Below are 16,454 nucleotides of genomic sequence, written 5' to 3'. Positions count from 1 at the left end.
CGGCGTCACCGAACTACTTGCGCTTCACCAGGCCCAGCAGCTTCCCGAGGAAGCCGGTGGAGTCCAGGCCCGACATCGCCGGGACCTGCGCGGCCGGGGCCGCGCTGTCCAGCACCGGCAGCTTGGCGTTCACCGGCAGGGCCGGGGCGGCCGGCAGCGCCGGGGCCGCGGGCAGGGCCGGGGTCACCGGGAGGGCGACCGGCAGCGCCGGGGTCACCGGGAGGGCGGCGACCGGCAGGTCCGCACGCTGGGTGTGGCCGGGCAGGCCGTTCACCACGGGCAGCGCCGCGGGGGTGGGCAGGCCCGCCTTCGGCAGCGCCGGGGCGCCGTTGAGGCCACCCGCGGCCGGCAGCTGCGCCAGCTTGGTCAGCCCGGCCAGCGGGTTGCCCCCACCGGTCGGCAGGTCGGCCCGCTCGGTGCCGAGGGGCGCGGCGACCGGCAGCGCGGGCAGGCCCTGGGTGGGCAGCCCGGCGGTCGGCAGCTTGCTGGTCAGCCCGTCCACCGAGGGCAGGCCCTGGGCCGGCAGCCCGGCGGTCGGCAGCTTGCCGGTCAGCCCGTCCACCGAGGGCAGGCCCTGGGCCGGCAGCCCGGCGACCGGCAGCTTGCCGGTCAGGCCCGTCAGCGACGGCAGGCCCTGCGTCGGCAGACCGGCGATCGGCAGCTTGCCGGTCAGCCCGTCCAGCGAGGGCAGGCCCTGGGCCGGCAGGCCACTGCGCAGCGCGGCCAGCGAGGGCAGCTCGTCGGCGGCCAGCTCGGAGCCCTCGACCGGGAACGCGATGGCGTCCTCGTCCTCGTTGATGCTCGTCATGTCGGTCGCTTCGGCGGTCGCGACCCCGAGCAGCTCGATGGGCACGCCGAAGATCTGCACCGGCGCCACGATGTCGTGGTAGAAGTTGTACCCCGACAGGGCCGACCCGTCACCCTCGGTGACCGGCTCGCCGCCGTTCTGCGTGGTCAGCGAGTTGTCGCCGATGGCGTGCGCGACGCCGCCCACAGTCACCGCGTCGCCGAACAGCTGCGCGATCGCCGTGGCCGGGATGTCGAGGATGTTGCCGGAGATGGCACCCTCGACACCCGAGGTGGTGTCGTCGCCCGCGTTCTGCACGGACGTCGTGTTGATGCCGGTGCCGGTGGCGACACCCGCCGCGCTGACGGCGTCCCCGAAGACCTGCGCGACCGGCAGCGCGTCCGCGCCGACGATGTTGCCGGCCACGGCGCCACCGTCACCGTTGGTGGTGGCGTCGCCGCCCGCCTGCGACATGGTGTCGCTGGTGCCCAGGCCGTGGCCCAGGGCCGCACCCGCGACGCCGTCGCTGAAGACCTGCGCGACACCCGCGACCGGGGCCTTCACGATGTTGCCGGCCAGCGCACCGTCCTGGCCGTCGGTGAGGGCGTCCCCACCGGCCGAGGAGTCGGTGATGTTGTCGTTCTCACCGGTGCCGATGCCCGCGAGGGCGGCACCGCTGCCGGCGGCCAGCACCGGGAGCGAGACCGGGGCCTCGATGATGTTGCCGGCGCCGGCGCCGGCGGGGCCGTTCGCCGTGACGTCGCCGCCCGCGTTGGACGTCGTGTCGGTCGAGCCCTTGCCGTGGCCCTGGCCGACGAACGCGCCGCCGATGTTGGCGACCTGCACCGGCAGCGACGCCGGCACGGTGCCCAGGTTCGAGCTCAGGAAGCCGTTGTCGTCGTGGGTGCTGCCACCGCCGCCGCCGGAGACGACCTTGGTCTCGTCGGCCGAGCCGGAGCCCTGGCCGATGAAGGAGCCGCCCACGCCGAAGACCTCGGCGGGCAGGCCGACCGGCACCTGCACGACGTTGCCCGAGCCGGACGAGTCGTTGCCCTGCGTGCCGTCGTACGCCCCGGCGGTGACCGTCTTGTCCTCGGTCGCCGAGCCGGACGCGTTGCCGATGTGGCTGCCGCCGATGCCGAAGACCTCGGGCGCGCCCGCGGCCTGGGTGTTGACGATGTTGCCGCCGAGGACGGAGCCGTTGCCCTTGGTGTAGCTGCCGTTGCCCGCGTTGGCGTCGGTGGTGTTGTCGTGCGCGGCGTTGGCCTGGCCGATGTAGGTGCCACCGATGCCGAAGGCCTCGACCGGCAGCGCGACCGACGGGTTCAGGACGTTGCCCGAGCCGCTGGCGTTGTCGCCGGCGGTCTTGACGAAGCCACCCGAGTCGACCGTGCTGGAGGAGCTGCCGGCGTCGGGGATGCCCGCCGTGGCGTTGCCGATCCACGAGCCCGCGACACCCGCGACGTTCGCGATCGGGGACAGCGAGGCCGCCCCGCCGTTGCCGGACAGGAACGAGTCGTTGCCGGACGTCTCGAGGTAGGTCGGGATGCCCAGGCTGCCCTGGCGGGTGTCCCCGGCGGTGGCGTCGGCCGAGGTGGTGCAGCCGTCGGAGTTCGACAGCGAGCCCCACACGGCGCCCGAGTTGCAGTTGAACTTGACCGGCAGGGCGATCGGCGCGCCGACCACGTTGCCGGAGCCGCTGGCCTGGTCGCCGGAGCTGAGCAGCGAGCCGCCGGAGGTCGCGACGGTGTCGGCGGTGTAGCCGTGGCTCTGCCCGTTGCCGAGCAGGTACGAAGCCGCGTTGCCGGTCACCTGCACCGGGGTGGCGAACTGGCCGGCCACGATGTTGCCGGAGAGGGAGGAGCCGTCGCCGCTGGTGTCGACGTCACCGGTCTCGGTCGCGCTCTGGCTGGCCGAGCCACCGGTCACCCGCCCGGTGCCGCCGGCGACACCGCCGCCGTTCCCGGCGATCTGGACGGGGAGCGCCCAGTCGAGGGCGACCGCGTTGCCCGCGAGGCTCGAGTCCTTGCCGGTCGTCGCGATGTCCTGGTTGTGGTCCCAGGTCTGGGTGTGGTTGCCACCCTGGACGGTCGCGTCGCCGAGCACCCCGACCGCGTTGTCCACGATCTGGATCGGGACGACGACGTCGCCGGTGACCTTGTTGCCCTTGAGGTTGTTGTGGCTCGGCGTGAACTTGCCGCCGAGGGTGCTCTGGTTGATCGGGCTCGCGTCGTCGAACTGCTGGGCAGCCTGGTTCGCGGCCTGCGTGACCGGCTTGGCGCTCAGCTCCGTCTGCCCGGCGGGCAGGTCCAGCTGGCCGAAGGGGGTGCCGACCGCGTTGTTGGCTTCCTGGATCGGAACCGTGACGTTCAGGTCGAGCGGCGAGGCAGGGGTGTCGGGGTTGACGTTCTCGTCAGCCGAGGCGATGCCGGTGCCCAGCATCAGCAACCCACCCGTGACAAGTGCGGTCTGGAGTCCGCGCTTTGCCCACGTCTGCATGGGGTTTTTCTCCTTTATTTCGGGTTCCCTTGCGGGCTTATGGGGGTGCGCTCGTCGAAAGGGGGATGGCGTCCGAGCCGCACCAGAGGGGGAAGGACTATCTGCGGGCGCGACAAAGCGCACCGCCGTGTCACGGGATGTCGGCGAACGCGGAAGAGCCGTCAGCTGCGGACGGACTCGGGCGCGTCAGCTACCCGTGAAGGGAGGTGTTCAGTCAGGAGTGACGCCGGGCTGCTCGCCCGGGGTGCGCATCGTGGTGCGCAGGCCGGCGCGGCTCATGGCCGCGACGGCGGAGTCGACGGCTTCGGTCGTCCAGAACGGGACACCGAAGTTGAGGCCGTCGAGGTGACCACCGGGGGCAGTGCTGCCACCCGGGGCGGTGGGGACGAACGGCGCGACCGGAAGCTGCGCCGGGGTCAGCGGGGACGGCAGGTCGCGGTGGGAGTCACGGGTATCGCCCGTGCCACCGGTGCCGTCGTCGTGCTGGGAACCCGTCGGCATCGCGAGCGCGGCTCGCAGTGCGGCGGGGAGCTGGACGGTCGAGACGGCGACCGGGTCCGTGGCCTGGCCGGCGGTCGTGGTCACCGGCTGCTGCTCGACCGGGGAGAGCCCCGGGAGCGCCACCAGGTCGCCGTGCCCGGCCGGGTCGAGCAGCTGCCACACGTCGTGGGCCGGCTCGGGGGTGAAGGTCCGCTCCAGGACCTCGCGGGTGTCCTGCGGCTTGCGGACGATGTGCTCGACCGCGCCGAGGGTGCGGTGCGCCGGGCTGACGACGGCGTCCTCGGCGAAGTCCGAGACCGAGTCGCCGACGCGGTCGGAGACCTCGTGCCCGAGGACGCGGGCGCACGGGTCGCTCCACGCCGTGGCGTCCTGGTGGCAGTTCGAGCCGGAGACGTCGCTCGCCGCGTCGGTCGCGCCGGCGTTCACGTCGCCGACGCTGCCGGTGGCGGCCTCGGTGATCGGGGCGGTGCCCACCTCGACGGTGTCCGCGGAGGCGACCGCACCGGAGACGAGCCACGCGGCGGCGGTGCCGGCCACGGCACCACCGAGCACGAGCAGCGCACGCGAGACGAAGCGGCCGGCGCGCTTGGCGCCCTGCCCCTCGTTCGTCGCGTGGTCCACCACAGGTGCGTCTCCTTCGAAACCGGGTGATCGTTCGGCGATTGCCGTTGCGGAACCGACCTAATCAAATCCGCGACGCGGCTCGCATCCTCGACACGACTTGATGCCCCCATCGTGTGAAGAACACAGCGTGCAACCGGCCTTGACAACGGGTGATCCCCCCTGGCAGCCGAGCGTGTCGGACTCGGCCCGCGGAAAGCGGCCGAATCGGGCGGTGTTGCCAGTACGGTGAGCCGGTGAGCCACGCGCGACGCGAAGACCCGTTCCTGCCGGAGCACGAGGACATCACCGGGCTGATCCCCCGGGGCCTGCGCATCAGCGCGGCGCTGGCGTGGCGGTTCATCGTCGTGGTCGCCGCGCTGTACGCGGTGGTCTGGGTGATCGGCTACCTGTCCGTCGTCATCATCCCGCTGTCGATCGCCCTGCTGCTGTCCGCGCTGCTCGCGCCCGCGGTGCAGAAGCTGGTGGCGGTGAAGTTCCCGCGCGGGCTGGCGACGGCGATCGTGCTGATCGCCGGGCTGGCGGTGCTGGGCGGCCTGCTGACGTTCGTCATCACGCAGTTCTCCTCCGGCCTGCCCCAGCTGCAGCAGCAGCTGAACGACAGCCTCAACCAGATCAAGGAGTGGCTGCTCAACGGGCCGCCGCACCTGCGCCAGGAGCAGATCCAGGACTTCATCAACCAGGCGATCGGGTTCATCCAGAACAACCAGGCGTCCATCACGACGACCGCGCTGACGACGGCGAGCACCGTCGGCGAGATCCTCACCGGCTTCCTGCTGACGCTGTTCATCACGATCTTCTTCCTCAGCGGCGGTGACGGCATCTGGACGTTCCTCGTGCGCGCGGTGCCCGCCCGGGTCCGCAACCGCGTCGACGTCGCCGGCCGCCGCGGGTTCGCGTCGCTGGTCAGCTACGTGCGGGCGACGGCCGCGGTGGCCGTCGTCGACGCCGTCGGCATCGGCGTCGGGCTGTGGATCATGGGCGTGCCGCTGGTGATCCCGCTGGCGACGCTGGTGTTCATCGGCGCGTTCATCCCGATCATCGGCGCGGTCATCACCGGCGGGGTCGCGGTGCTGATCGCGCTGGTGACGAACGGGTTCATCGGCGCGGTGATCGTGCTGGCCATCGTGATCGGCGTGATGCAGCTGGAAAGCCACATCCTGCAGCCGCTGCTGCTCGGGCGGGCGGTGAAGCTGCACCCGCTGGCCGTGGTGCTCGCCATCACCGCGGGCCTGGTCGCGGGCGGGATCGCCGGCGCGCTGCTGGCCGTGCCGCTGCTGGCGGTGCTCAACGCCGGCGTCCGGTCGCTGCTGCACGAGACCAACCCGGACCCGGCCGAGGTCGACGTCCTGAAGGACCAGGCCGCGCAGCCGAACGACGCCGAACCCGGCGGGCCGAAGGCCGAGATCGCGACGGTCTCCGAGGCGGAAGCCGACTCCTCGACGGCCAAGCCGCCGAAGCGCGACCGCAAGCCGTGACCGCCGGGCGGTCACCGGACCCGATCACGCCCATGTGGCGTGGCGTGCTCGCGTTCCGCCTGCTCACCTGGGCGTTCGCCTGCGGCACCGTGATCGTCCAGAGCGGGCACTACCAGCGCGAGTGGCTGGCCTGGACGATCCTCGGCGTGATGGCCGTCTGGTCGGTGGTCAGCAGCTTCCTCTACCTGCGCGAGCGGACGCGGCCGCCGGCGCTGGTCGTCTTCGACCTCGTGCTCACGACCGCGTTGCTGCTGACTTCGCCGTGGGTGCTCAGCGACGCGCAGTTCGCGCTGAACGTCCCGCTCATCACGACGGTGTGGGCGGCCGTGCCGCCGGTCGCCGCGGGCGCGCGCTTCGGCGCGAGCGGCGGAGTGCTGGCCGGGCTGGTCCTCGGCGTGGCGACCGGGCTGGCCCGGGAGAAGTTCGACCTCGACGTCGCCCGCGACGGCGTCCTGCTCGCCGCGGCCGGCCTGCTGGTCGGCATGGCCGCGACGATGGGCCGCCGGTCCGCGGCGCGGCTGGAGCAGGCGCTGCGCAAGGAAGCGGCGACGGCCGAGCGGGAACGGCTGGCGCGGTCGATCCACGACAGCGTGCTGCAGGTGCTGGCCCGGGTCCGCAAGCGCGGCAACGAAGTCGGCGGCGAAGCGGCCGAGCTGGCGAAACTGGCGGGTGAGCAGGAAATCGCGCTGCGCTCGCTGGTGACGACCGAGCCTCTGGCGCCGAACGACCGCGGCACGGCGAGCCTGCGCGCGGCGTTGCAGCTGCTCGCGACGTCGTCGGTGCAGGTCTCGACCCCCGCGGACGACGTCGAACTGCCGGCCCACGTCACCGGCGAACTGGTCGCCATCACCCGTGAAGCGCTCTCGAACGTCGAGAAGCACGCGGGACCCGAAGCACAGGCGTGGGTGCTGCTGGAGGACCTCGGCGGCGAGGTCGTGGTCAGCGTCCGCGACGACGGACCGGGCATTCCGGACGGCGTTCTCGAGCGAGCGGCCGCGGCCGGCCACCTCGGCGTGGTGGAATCCATCCGGGGGAGGGTCCGCGACCTCGGCGGGAGCGCGACCCTCGACACCGGGCCCGGCCGGGGCACGGAGTGGGAGGTCAGGGTGCCGAGCACGAGGGGTGCGAGATGAGCGACGAGCCGCGGATCTCCGTGATGGTGGTCGACGACCACCCGATCTGGCGCGACGGGGTGGCCCGCGACCTGACCGAGCACGGCTTCGACGTCCGCGCGACGGCACCGGACGCGGACGCGGCGCTGCGCATCGCGCGGACCGTCCAGCCGGACGTCGTGCTGATGGACCTGAACCTGGGCAGTACGTCCGGGGTGGACGCGACCCGCGAGATCACGTCGGCGCTGCCGTCGACGAAGGTGCTGGTGCTGTCTGCGAGCGGTGAGCACAAGGACGTCCTGGAAGCGGTGAAGGCCGGCGCGTCCGGCTACCTGGTGAAGTCGGCTTCGGCGGCGGAGCTCGTGGACGCCGTGCACCGGACCGCGGCGGGCGACCCGGTGTTCACCGCGGGCCTGGCCGGGCTGGTGCTCGGGGAGTACCGGCGGATGGCCGACGCGCCGGCGGAAGGCGCGGAGCCGCCGCGCCTGACCGAGCGCGAGACCGACGTCCTGCGCCTGGTCGCGAAGGGGCTGACCGCGCGGCAGATCGCCGAGCGGCTCGTGCTGTCGCACCGGACGGTGGAGAACCACGTCCAGTCGACCCTGCGGAAGCTGCAGCTGCACAACCGCGTCGAGCTCGCCCGGTACGCGATCGAGCACGGCCTCGACGAGGAGTAGCTACGGCAGCACGGCGAAGCCCGACCAGGGGCTCGTCGGCAGCGCCGCCTTGCCCAGCCGCCACTGGGGTTCGCCGGGGTGCCACGCGGCGAGGACGCCGTCGGCGAGCACGAGGTCGCCGTCTTCGGACCAGTCGAACCCGCCGCCGCGCTTGAGGTGCTCGGTGATGAACGGCATGGCCGCCGCGTGTTCCCAGGTCAGCGTGTCCGGGTAGAGCAGCCAGAGGTCGCGGGTCTGGGTGCTCGTGCCGCGGTAGGCGGGGTTGGCGAAGTCGACGGCCCAGACGCTGCCGTCGCGCGACGGGACCACGGTCGGCGTCCGCGCGATGACCGGCCGGCTGAGCTGCTTGCGGCTGCCGTTCCGCAGGTCGACGAGGGTGAGCTCGGTCAGTCCGTCGAGCAGCATCCGGTCACCGGCGACGCCGAAGACGCGCGGCGCCTGCTGGAGCGTGCGGCCGGACTCCGGGTCGATCAGGGCGTCCGTCGACTCGGCGCCGGCGTTGATGGTGATCAGCAGGCCACGCGTGGTGCCGACGCGGACCTGCGTGCGGCAGCTGGCGGACTGGCCGTGGCCGAACTCGCCGCCGGACAGGGACACGCGCTGCAGCCGGCAGGTGTCGGGGGCGTCCTGCCGGATGACCCACACGCTCGCGCCGTCGGCGGCCGGGGCCACCGACCAGGCGCGGCCGAGGGACCGCGGCGGGCTCGACGGGCCGGTGTAGACGAGGATCTCGAACGGGTCGTCGCTGGTCGCGCCGGCCGGGTAGGCGGTCAGGACGGCGGACTTCCCGACGCGCACGACGCTCAGCCCGAGGTCGTTCCCCGGGTAGCCGGGCGGGGTCGCGACGGGGCCGCCGTCGGCGTCGAACAGGGTCGGGCCGGTGGTCGGGAGCAGGGCCGTGATGCCGATGCCGCCGGTCGTCGGGACGCCTTGGAGTCCCTCCGGCAGGGCGGTCGGCGTGGTGACCGGGACGCTGGTGCTCGGCGGTGGCGGCGGAGGCGGGTCGCCCGTGCACCCGGACAGCAGGATCAGGACCGCGCCGAGCGCGGCGCCGCGGAATACGGGTCCGTTCAGGGTTTTCCCCCGATCTCCCTGGTGAAATCCGGTTCTACCATCGTGGGCATGGGCGAGGAAGAGACCGCGGCGGCGGAACCGGTGACCGAAACCAAGCCGTTGAGCGAGCGCGATCTCCGGGTGTCCGACGACGAGCGCGAGCACGTCGTCGGGGTCCTGCAGAAGGCGATCGGGCGCGGGATGATCGATCTGGACGAGTTCACCGAGCGCACCGACCGCGCGCTGGCGTCGCGGACCCGCGGCGAGCTGAACGCGGTGCTGGCCGACCTCGCCGGGCTTTACCACCCGGCGGCCGCGATGGCCGCTGCGCCGTCGTACGCGGCACCTTCGCCGACGGCGGGCTTCTCGCCCGGCCGGCGGTTCGAGCTGAACGCGAAGTACTCGTCGCTGGTCCGCAGCGGGCCGTGGGTGGTGCCGCCGGAGATGGTCGTGCGGAACAAGTACGGCTCGACGAAGCTCGACTTCACCGAGGCCCAGGTCCAGTCGCCGGTGGTGCACATCGAGCTGGACGCCAAGTGGGGTTCGGTCGAGGTCATCATCCCGGAGCACGCGGCGGTCGACGTCAACTCGATCACCGACGTCAAGTTCGGGTCGCTGGAGGACAAGACGCGCAGCAACGGGCACATGGGGAACCCCCGGTTCGTGCTGAGCGGCCGGGTCCACGGCGGTTCACTGGTCATCCGGCACCCGCGGCGCGGGTTGTTCGGCTAGCCGGGGCCCCTCTGCCCCCGGCGTCAAGAAGGCCTCCCCGCCCAGGCATCGGGCGGGGAGGCCTTCGCGCTTTTCAGGCGGTCCGCAGGTTGCGCGCGACGAACCAGACGAGAGCGGCGAACGCGACGGCGGCGAGCCCGGCGACGACGTGCAGGCCGGCGGCGAAGCCGTGCGCGTGGACGACGGCGTTGCCCAGCGTCCCGACGGTCGCGATGCCGAGGGCGTAGCCGAACTCGTTGACGGTCTGGGCCAGCGAAGCGGCGGCACCGGCCTTGCGCTCCGGAACCGACCCGACGACGAGATCGGTCCCGAGCGCGACCATCGGCCCGACCCCCAGCGACGTCACGGCGAACCCGAACGCGGGCCACCCCGGCCCGGCCGCGGGGTCGGCGAGGGCGAGGATCGCCATGCCGGCCGCGGCGAGGGCGACCCCACCGGCGATGAGGACGTTCGTCTTGACCCGGCGCGCGAGGTGCGGCGCGGCGAGGAAGCTGACGGTGGAGGCGGCCATCCCGGGCAGCAGCCCGAACGCGGCCCCGACCGGCGAGAGGTGCTGCGCGACCTGCAGGAACTGCGCGGTGAAGAGCATCGTGGTGCCGCCGAGCATGCTGAACAGCAGCATCCCGCCGAGCGTGGTGCGGAAGGCCTTCGCGGCGAAGAGGCTGAAGTCGACGAGCGGGTCCTTCAGGGCGCGTTGGCGCTTGTAGAAGACGTACCCGACGGCCAGGCCGATGATCAGTGCCGTGGCCGGGACCAGGTGAAAGCCGTCGCGGGCGAGCTCCTTGACGCCGTAGACGGCGGGCAGGATCGCGGCGAGCGAGAGGAAGACGCTGGGGAGGTCGAGCCGGCCGGCCTGCTCGTCGCGGTACTCGGGCAGCAGCTTCGGGCCGATGATCAGCAGCAGGACCATCGCGGGGACGCCGAGCAGGAAGACCGAACCCCACCAGAAGTGCTCTAGCAGCAGCCCGCCGACCATCGGCCCGATGATGGCGCCGACGGTGAAGCAGCCGGCCCAGATCCCGATGGCCTGCGCGCGCTGCTGCGGGTTCTTGAAGAGCGTCCCGATGAGCGAGAGCGTCGAGGGCGCGAGGGTGGCACCGGAGATCCCGAGCACGGCCCGCGCGGCGATGAGCATCCCGGCACTGGTGGCGAAGGCGGCACCGACGGAGGCGAGCCTGAAGGCGGCGGCGCCGATGAGCAGCAGCTTCCGCCGCCCGATCCGGTCCCCGAGGGTCCCCATGGTGACCATGAACCCGGCGACCATGAAGCCGTAGGTGTCCATGATCCACAGCTGCTGGGTGCCATCGGCGTGCAACCCGGCGGCGATCTTCGGCAGCGCGAGGACGAGGACGAAGACGTCGAGCGAGACGAGCAGGGTGGGCAGGGCCAGCACGGCCAGCGCGATCCACTCCCGGCGCCCGGCGGTTTCGACCGGTGCGCCCGCTCGGGCTCCGGCCGGCGCTTCGGCGGTGATGGTCATGGCTGCGTCCTCTCGGCTCGGTGGTGCTCTCACCACTTCGTCGAGCGGGCCGGGCCGGAATCGACAGCCGCCGGGATTTTCTCCGGAAAGCCGTGAAGGCCACCTCGTGCCGGAGGTGGCCTTCACGGTGTTGAGTCAGGTTGTCCACACCCCTCGTGCATTGGGGACAACTCCGCACATCCAGGTTCGCACAATCCGGCACTGTCGGTCACGACCGATAGACTGAAAGTGGGGGGGACCCCCGGGGGCGGCGGCGGATCGGGCGGCGGATCGGGCCGGAATCCGCCGCTCGCGCGTCCGTCAGCCGCCTTCGGTCAGCCGCCTTCGGTCAGGGGCGAGCCGCCGCGCGGGCCGCCGCCGGGTCCGAGGTCGCCAGCGCCGCCTCCGCCAGCGACTCGCACTCCGCGAGCGTCGCCGATGCCAGGCTGGCGCCCACCGAACGCACTGCCGGCGCGTTCATCGACAAGCTCGTCAGGCCGAGGCCGGTCAGGACCAGCGCCAGCCGCGGGTCCGCCGCCGCCTCGCCGCACACGCCCGCCGGCTTGCCCGTCGCCTTGGCCGCGTCGCCGATCAGCTTCAGCAGGCGCAGGAGCCCCGGCTGCCACGGGTCGTTGAGCTTCGCGACCGCGCCCAGCTGGCGGTCGGCCGCGAACGTGTACTGGGCCAGGTCGTTGGTGCCGACCGAGACGAAGTCGACGACGTCGAGGATCTCGCGGGCGCTCAGCGCCGCCGCCGGGATCTCGATCATCACGCCCGCCCGCGCGATGCCCGCCGCGCGGACGCGCTCGGCGAACCAGGCGGCTTCCTCGACCGTGGCGACCATCGGCGCCATCACCGAGACCTCGGCGCCGGAGTCCTGCGCCGCGCCGGCGATCGCCTCGAGCTGGCGGTCCAGCACCTCGGGGCGGTCGAACGCCACGCGCAGCCCGCGGACGCCGAGCGCCGGGTTCGGCTCGGCTTCCGGCGAGAGGAACGCCAGCGGCTTGTCGGCGCCCGCGTCCAGCGTCCGCACGATGACCGGCTTGCCGCGGAACGGCGACAGCACCGCCGTGTACGCGGCGCGCTGCTCGGCGACCGACGGTTCGTCCGAGGCGTCCAGGTAGCAGAACTCGGTGCGGAAGAGGCCGACGCCCTCGGCGCCCGCGTCGGCGGCGGCCTGCGCGTCGGCCGGGGAGCCGACGTTGCCGTACACCTTCACGCGGTGGCCGTCGGACGTCTCGCCCGTGCCGTTCCAGTCGGCGAGCTGCGCGACCGTCGCCGTGACGACCGGCGCCGACGGGTCGGCGACCTCGACCGTCCCCGCGTCGCCGTCGACCGCAAGCGCTTGCGCGTCCAGGGCCAGGAGGCCGCGCACCGCGACGACGGCCGGGATGCCCAGCGCCCGCGCGAGGATCGCGGTGTGGCTCGTCGGGCCGCCCTCTTCGGTGACCAGGGCGAGCACCTTCGCCGGGTCGAGGCCCGCGGTGTCGGCCGGGGCGAGGTCGCGCGCGACCAGCACGCTCGGCGACGCCAGCTCGGGCACCCCCGGCGGCGCGATGCCGAGCAGCTCGGCGATCAGCCGGTCGCGCACGTCGCGGACGTCGCGGACGCGTTCGGCCATGTACCCGCCCGCGGCGGCGAGCGCTTCGGCGAAGCCTTCGGCAGCCTGGTAGACGGCGCGCGCGGCGGGCAGCCCCTGTGTCTTCACCAGCGTTTCGGCCTGCGACGCGAGCGCCGGGTCGGCCGCCATCGCGGCGGTGGTGATGAGGATCGTCGCGGCCTCGCCGGTGGCCGTCTCGGCCTGCTTCTCCAGTCGCCCGGCGACGACCGCGGCGGCGGGCGTGATCCGGGCGGCTTCGGCGGCGGGATCGGCCGGGGCCGGGGTGGCGGCGGGCTCGCCGAGCGGCTCCGCGACGCGGACGACGGGACCACTGGCACGGCCGGGGCTGACGGCGACCCCGGACAGAGAGTCAGACATGGTCTAGACCATAGCTCAAGTAGGTCTGGATATGTCGTGGTGGCGGGCACAAGCCTCGCTGACGCACCTGTTCGAGCACCGGCCGGACCTCCTCGCGCCACCAGGCTTCGGCCAGTTCGCCGCGGCTGCGCACCGGCCGTCCGGCCAGCATACGGCGGAAACCCCAGGCCTCGGCCGAGTCGGCGAGCCGGAACCAGTCGGCCGGGTCGTCGAGCCAGAGCCCGAGCCGGACGTCGTCGGGCAGCGGAACGCGCTCGAGGAACATCCGCTCGGCGGTCTTCGACGGCAGGTCGGCGAGCGTCAGGCAGCGCAGCGCGCAGGCGACGGTGCTGATCCAGCGGACCCGCGCGCGGATGGTCGTCGCCCCGCGGGCGCGGGCGATGGCGACGCGGTGGTGGCCGTCGTCGACGAAGAACATGTCGGAGAGGCGTACGAGCCGCACCGGCGGGAGGTCGGCGGTCGTGTTCGTCAGCCGTTCCCAGCGGTCGCGCAGCGCGCGGTTGCGCGGCCGGAACTCACGGTCGAAGTCGCCGGCGCGGGCGACCGTCCCGACGACGCCTTCCAGCGGGACGTCGTAGACACCTTCGTCCACCTCGGTCTGCTTGCCGAGCGCCTGCAAGGTCTCGGAGAGGGGCATGATCGCGAGGTGGTCGGGCCGCCGCGCCTCCGCGATCGCCCTCAGCTGTGCGGCGTAGCCGCGCCACCAGGCCGAACCGAACGAATCGCCCATGTGATGGGCAACACGTGCCGTCGGACGATCATTCCCCCAGGTCGGCGGCGGTCGGGTAGGAAGGCTGCGCGCCGGCCCGCGTGACGCTGAAGGCCGCGACGCGCACGGCGCGTTTCGCCGCGGCGACGAGGTCCGCGCCGTCGGCGAGCGACGCGGCGAGCGCGCCCGCGAAGGCGTCCCCGGCGCCGGTGGTGTCGACGGCCTCGACCTGCGGCGACCGCACTTCGGCCGTGGCGTCCTGTTCGACGACGACCGCACCCGCCGCCCCGAGCGTGACGACGGCGGCCTTCGGCCCGAGGTCGAGGAGCTTCCGGAAGTCCGCGCCGGGCCCGGTCAGCCAGGCGGCTTCGTGCTCGTTGACCAGCAGGACGTCGAGCTTGGCGAGCGTTTCGGGGGAGAGCTTGGCCGCCGGCGACAGGTTCAGCAGGACTTTGACACCCTTTTCGGCGGCCCGCGCGACGGCGTGTTCGACGGTCGGCAGCGGCACCTCGAGCGAGGCGACCATGATCTCGACCCCGTCGTAGACAGCGTCGACGTCACCGGGTTCGAGGCTCGAATTGGCGCCGGGCGAGACGAGGATGGAGTTCTCGCCGTCCGGGGTGACGGTGATGTAGGCGATGCCGGTCGGCCGCTGGCTGGTCCGGACGAGCCCGGTGTCGACCCCGGCGGCGCGCAGCGAGTCGAGCAGCAGCCGCCCGTAGGGATCGTCGCCAACGGCCCCGAGGAGCGCGACGTCCGCCCCGAGCCGCCCGGCCGCGACGGCCGTGTTGGCTCCCTTGCCACCGGGTGCGAGGACGGTGTCCCCACCCAGTACAGTCTCGCCACCCGCCGGCCGCCGATCCACGGCGACGACGAGGTCGGCGTTGGCGGATCCCACAACGAGCACGTCGGAGTTCATCTCCGCACTGTCCCACGAAAGCCGTCCGACCAGGTCGGGAAGGGTGCCGAAGAGGAAAGTGAAGGTTTTTGTAACTTATCCGGCGTTGAGTGCGACAATCATGCGAGCAGCGGATGCCCGTCACTCGATCGGGGGATGTCCGTCCCCCGGCCGTCACTTCCCGGACCGGTCCCGCTCTCCAGGTGCGTCATCACGCGAGACGTGATGACGGTGCCCCAGCCGGCGCAAGCCGGAGAGGGCATCATGTCGCCGGCGCCGATCACGTAGCCCCCCGAGTGATCGGCGTCGGCGGCGCCCCAACCTCACGCGCGGCCCCCGGCGATCGGTCACGCGGTCACCGTCGCCTCGTCGAGTTCGGCTGTGAAGGCGCGGAACCGGTCCGGCTGGTAAGCGGCCATCGCCTCCCGCAGCCGCAGCGGCGGCGGCATCCACTCGGGCACCGCGGCCGTGACCGGTGATGGCGCGAGAACCGGAGCGACCCGCTCTACCCGGACGCCGACGTGCTTCGCCAGCGCCTCGCGCACTCGCGGAACTTCTCGCTCGTACAGCCCGATCCCAGCCACCAGGAAGTCACCACCGCCGATGCGGATCAGGCTCCGGTGATGGCTTTCGAAATCGCTCCAAGCCGGGCTGAGCACGACCTGATGACGCTCGCGCTTCTGCCCGCTCTCGACGACCGACGCGGCGGCCAGTTCGTCCCACCGCAGGGCCCAGACGACGCCGCCGATCACCCGCGAGACGCCGGTCGCGTTGACGATCAGCTCGTTCCGGACTGGCTTGCGCACCGAACGCCGGACCAGGTTCAGCCCGAACAGCCCGAAGGCACCGCCGAAAACCCAGCCCGCGACGGCCGCGCCCCGCTGCGTCGAAGCCAGGGCCAGCCACACGAATCCGCCGGCGACGAGGAGCAGCACCGCCGCGAGAATCCAGTACCGGCCCTCCGTCCGCGAGACGACGACGCTGTCGTTCACGGGGTCACCAGCCGCAGCACGTTTTTGGCCGCGCCCGGCGAAACTCGCGCCGCCAACTGCCGATCCTCACCGCGACGGAGGATCGCGTGGACCGAGACGTAGTGGCGCGTGGCCTTCTTCGCAGAGGGCTCAGCGGTCAGCCGGACGAGGTCGGTGCGCCGCACCCGGACCGGGTCGCCTTCCTTGGGACGCCACGTGATCGCGTCGGCGGTCACGGCGAATTCGCCGAAGTCGCCCCGGTAGCGCGTCAGGTAGAGCAACACCCAGGTCGCCAGGGCGACCGGCAGCGGGATGCCCGGAGGGATGTCGTAGAAGGCCGGCGCCACGAAGTCGGCGATGACGGCCAGCCACGCCGCCCACAGGAAGAACAATCGGCCGGCGGAACTTTGCTCGGCGCGGACGAGCGTGCGCGTCTGGTCCGCACTCCAGCGTTTGACCAGCCGCCGCACCGGGTTCGGCACGCCGAAGCCGCCGCGCCGGACGTCCTTGGAGTTCCACCGCCCGAGGCCGGGGCGGTACCGCTCGATCGCCGCCAAGGCCTTTTCGGCTTCTTCCCAGGCCAACGCCGAGGACAAGATGAAGCCGTCGTCGGACTTGTGCCGGCAGTCGGGGTTGAGATTGCGGATCGCCTCGTCGTCGACGAGGGAAACGGCGAGCGCGACCCGACCGCCCGGCTGCCCTTCACGGAAGACGAACCGCCGGACGTCGTCCCAGGGCAGGACGAGCGTCGTCTTGTCTTCGAGCGGCTGCCGGAACCCGTCGGGGCCGAACTCGACCCGCGCCGTCACCATTCCGCCGTGCCGGCGGATGTAGCGCCCCAGGATCGGCTTGGCGCAGAAGCACAGCACGGCCAGCAGACCGAGCGCGGGCGCGACCAGGTACATGACCGGATCGCCGCGACGCACCCAGGCCAGCAGGCCCGCCGCGACCGCGAGCACGAGTCCGAAAACCGCCATGC

Annotated in this window: 13 protein-coding genes; 4 read left to right on the top strand and 9 right to left on the bottom strand. The window is 72.7% G+C overall.

What is annotated here, in order from left to right:
- Positions 1-13: 13 nt before the first annotated feature.
- Both BLV96_RS17725 and BLV96_RS17720 read right to left on the bottom strand, forming a co-directional pair.
- Positions 14-3,286 (bottom strand): beta strand repeat-containing protein, encoded by a 3,273-nt coding sequence (locus BLV96_RS17725; protein ID WP_244180291.1) that lies wholly within the window; start codon positions 3,284-3,286, stop codon positions 14-16.
- A gap of 210 nt (positions 3,287-3,496) precedes the next feature.
- Positions 3,497-4,408 (bottom strand): hypothetical protein, encoded by a 912-nt coding sequence (locus BLV96_RS17720; RefSeq protein ID WP_341866092.1) that lies wholly within the window; start codon positions 4,406-4,408, stop codon positions 3,497-3,499.
- A 236-nt stretch (positions 4,409-4,644) separates the two neighbouring features.
- Here BLV96_RS17720 and BLV96_RS17715 point away from each other — a divergent pair, with 236 nt between their 5' ends.
- The 3 genes from BLV96_RS17715 to BLV96_RS17705 are packed head-to-tail and all read left to right on the top strand — an operon-like array spanning position 4,645 to position 7,675.
- A complete protein-coding gene (locus tag BLV96_RS17715; protein ID WP_086675407.1) occupies positions 4,645-5,886 on the top strand; it encodes an AI-2E family transporter in 1,242 nt (413 codons plus the stop codon).
- A gap of 32 nt (positions 5,887-5,918) precedes the next feature.
- The gene (gene macS, locus BLV96_RS17710) at positions 5,919-7,019 is read left to right on the top strand and encodes a MacS family sensor histidine kinase (RefSeq protein WP_244180289.1); all 1,101 of its coding nucleotides are present in this window, start codon (positions 5,919-5,921) and stop codon (positions 7,017-7,019) included.
- Positions 7,016-7,675: a response regulator gene (locus BLV96_RS17705; protein WP_086675405.1), complete on the top strand. Its 660-nt coding sequence runs from the start codon at positions 7,016-7,018 to the stop codon at positions 7,673-7,675. Before macS ends, BLV96_RS17705 begins: the two co-directional genes overlap by 4 nt.
- Here BLV96_RS17705 and BLV96_RS17700 read toward each other — a convergent pair whose 3' ends face one another.
- On the bottom strand, positions 7,676-8,893 hold the full coding sequence (locus tag BLV96_RS17700) for a hypothetical protein (RefSeq protein ID WP_244180287.1): 1,218 nt from the start codon (positions 8,891-8,893) through the stop codon (positions 7,676-7,678).
- Between BLV96_RS17700 and BLV96_RS17695 the strand changes: the two genes are divergently transcribed.
- Entirely contained in the window at positions 8,798-9,460 is a 663-nt protein-coding gene (locus tag BLV96_RS17695) for a DUF1707 SHOCT-like domain-containing protein (RefSeq protein ID WP_167379640.1), read from the top strand. The genes BLV96_RS17700 and BLV96_RS17695 overlap by 96 nt on opposite strands.
- Before the next feature lie 73 nt (positions 9,461-9,533).
- Here BLV96_RS17695 and BLV96_RS17690 read toward each other — a convergent pair whose 3' ends face one another.
- The 6 genes from BLV96_RS17690 to BLV96_RS17665 all read right to left on the bottom strand — a co-directional run bounded on the left by BLV96_RS17690 (position 9,534) and on the right by BLV96_RS17665 (position 16,452).
- Entirely contained in the window at positions 9,534-10,940 is a 1,407-nt protein-coding gene (locus BLV96_RS17690) for an MFS transporter (RefSeq protein ID WP_086675403.1), read from the bottom strand.
- A 328-nt stretch (positions 10,941-11,268) separates the two neighbouring features.
- Positions 11,269-12,897 carry a phosphoenolpyruvate--protein phosphotransferase gene (gene ptsP / locus BLV96_RS17685; protein ID WP_086675402.1) on the bottom strand — a complete coding sequence of 543 codons (1,629 nt, stop codon included), beginning with the start codon at positions 12,895-12,897 and terminating at the stop codon, positions 11,269-11,271.
- A complete protein-coding gene (locus BLV96_RS17680) occupies positions 12,890-13,627 on the bottom strand; it encodes a hypothetical protein (protein WP_086675401.1) in 738 nt (245 codons plus the stop codon). The genes ptsP and BLV96_RS17680 overlap by 8 nt, the downstream gene beginning before the upstream one ends.
- A 28-nt stretch (positions 13,628-13,655) precedes the next feature.
- On the bottom strand, positions 13,656-14,525 hold the full coding sequence (locus BLV96_RS17675) for a ribokinase (protein ID WP_086675400.1): 870 nt from the start codon (positions 14,523-14,525) through the stop codon (positions 13,656-13,658).
- Positions 14,526-14,851: 326 nt separating this feature from the next.
- The gene (locus BLV96_RS17670; protein ID WP_086675399.1) at positions 14,852-15,496 is read right to left on the bottom strand and encodes a hypothetical protein; all 645 of its coding nucleotides are present in this window, start codon (positions 15,494-15,496) and stop codon (positions 14,852-14,854) included.
- Positions 15,493-16,452, bottom strand: coding sequence for a hypothetical protein (locus BLV96_RS17665; protein WP_086675398.1), 960 nt, complete (start codon positions 16,450-16,452; stop codon positions 15,493-15,495). The genes BLV96_RS17670 and BLV96_RS17665 overlap by 4 nt, the downstream gene beginning before the upstream one ends.
- Positions 16,453-16,454 lie beyond the last annotated feature (2 nt).

The organism is Amycolatopsis pretoriensis (assembly GCF_900107925.1).
Classification (GTDB): Bacteria; Actinomycetota; Actinomycetes; order Mycobacteriales; family Pseudonocardiaceae; genus Amycolatopsis; species Amycolatopsis pretoriensis.
This window is presented reverse-complemented; position numbering and strand designations above follow the sequence as displayed.

Bases quoted from the DNA above. Each gene is read 5' to 3' on its own strand.
- BLV96_RS17695 (WP_167379640.1), top strand. From the start codon at position 8,798: ATGGGCGAGGAAGAGACCGCGGCGGCGGAACCGGTGACCGAAACCAAG.
- BLV96_RS17665 (WP_086675398.1), bottom strand. From the start codon at position 16,452: ATGGCGGTTTTCGGACTCGTGCTCGCGGTCGCGGCGGGCCTGCTGGCC.
- BLV96_RS17705 (WP_086675405.1), top strand. From the start codon at position 7,016: ATGAGCGACGAGCCGCGGATCTCCGTGATGGTGGTCGACGACCACCCG.
- macS (WP_244180289.1), top strand. From the start codon at position 5,919: ATGTGGCGTGGCGTGCTCGCGTTCCGCCTGCTCACCTGGGCGTTCGCC.
- BLV96_RS17690 (WP_086675403.1), bottom strand. From the start codon at position 10,940: ATGACCATCACCGCCGAAGCGCCGGCCGGAGCCCGAGCGGGCGCACCG.
- ptsP (WP_086675402.1), bottom strand. From the start codon at position 12,897: ATGTCTGACTCTCTGTCCGGGGTCGCCGTCAGCCCCGGCCGTGCCAGT.
- BLV96_RS17680 (WP_086675401.1), bottom strand. From the start codon at position 13,627: ATGGGCGATTCGTTCGGTTCGGCCTGGTGGCGCGGCTACGCCGCACAG.
- BLV96_RS17725 (WP_244180291.1), bottom strand. From the start codon at position 3,286: ATGCAGACGTGGGCAAAGCGCGGACTCCAGACCGCACTTGTCACGGGT.
- BLV96_RS17675 (WP_086675400.1), bottom strand. From the start codon at position 14,525: ATGAACTCCGACGTGCTCGTTGTGGGATCCGCCAACGCCGACCTCGTC.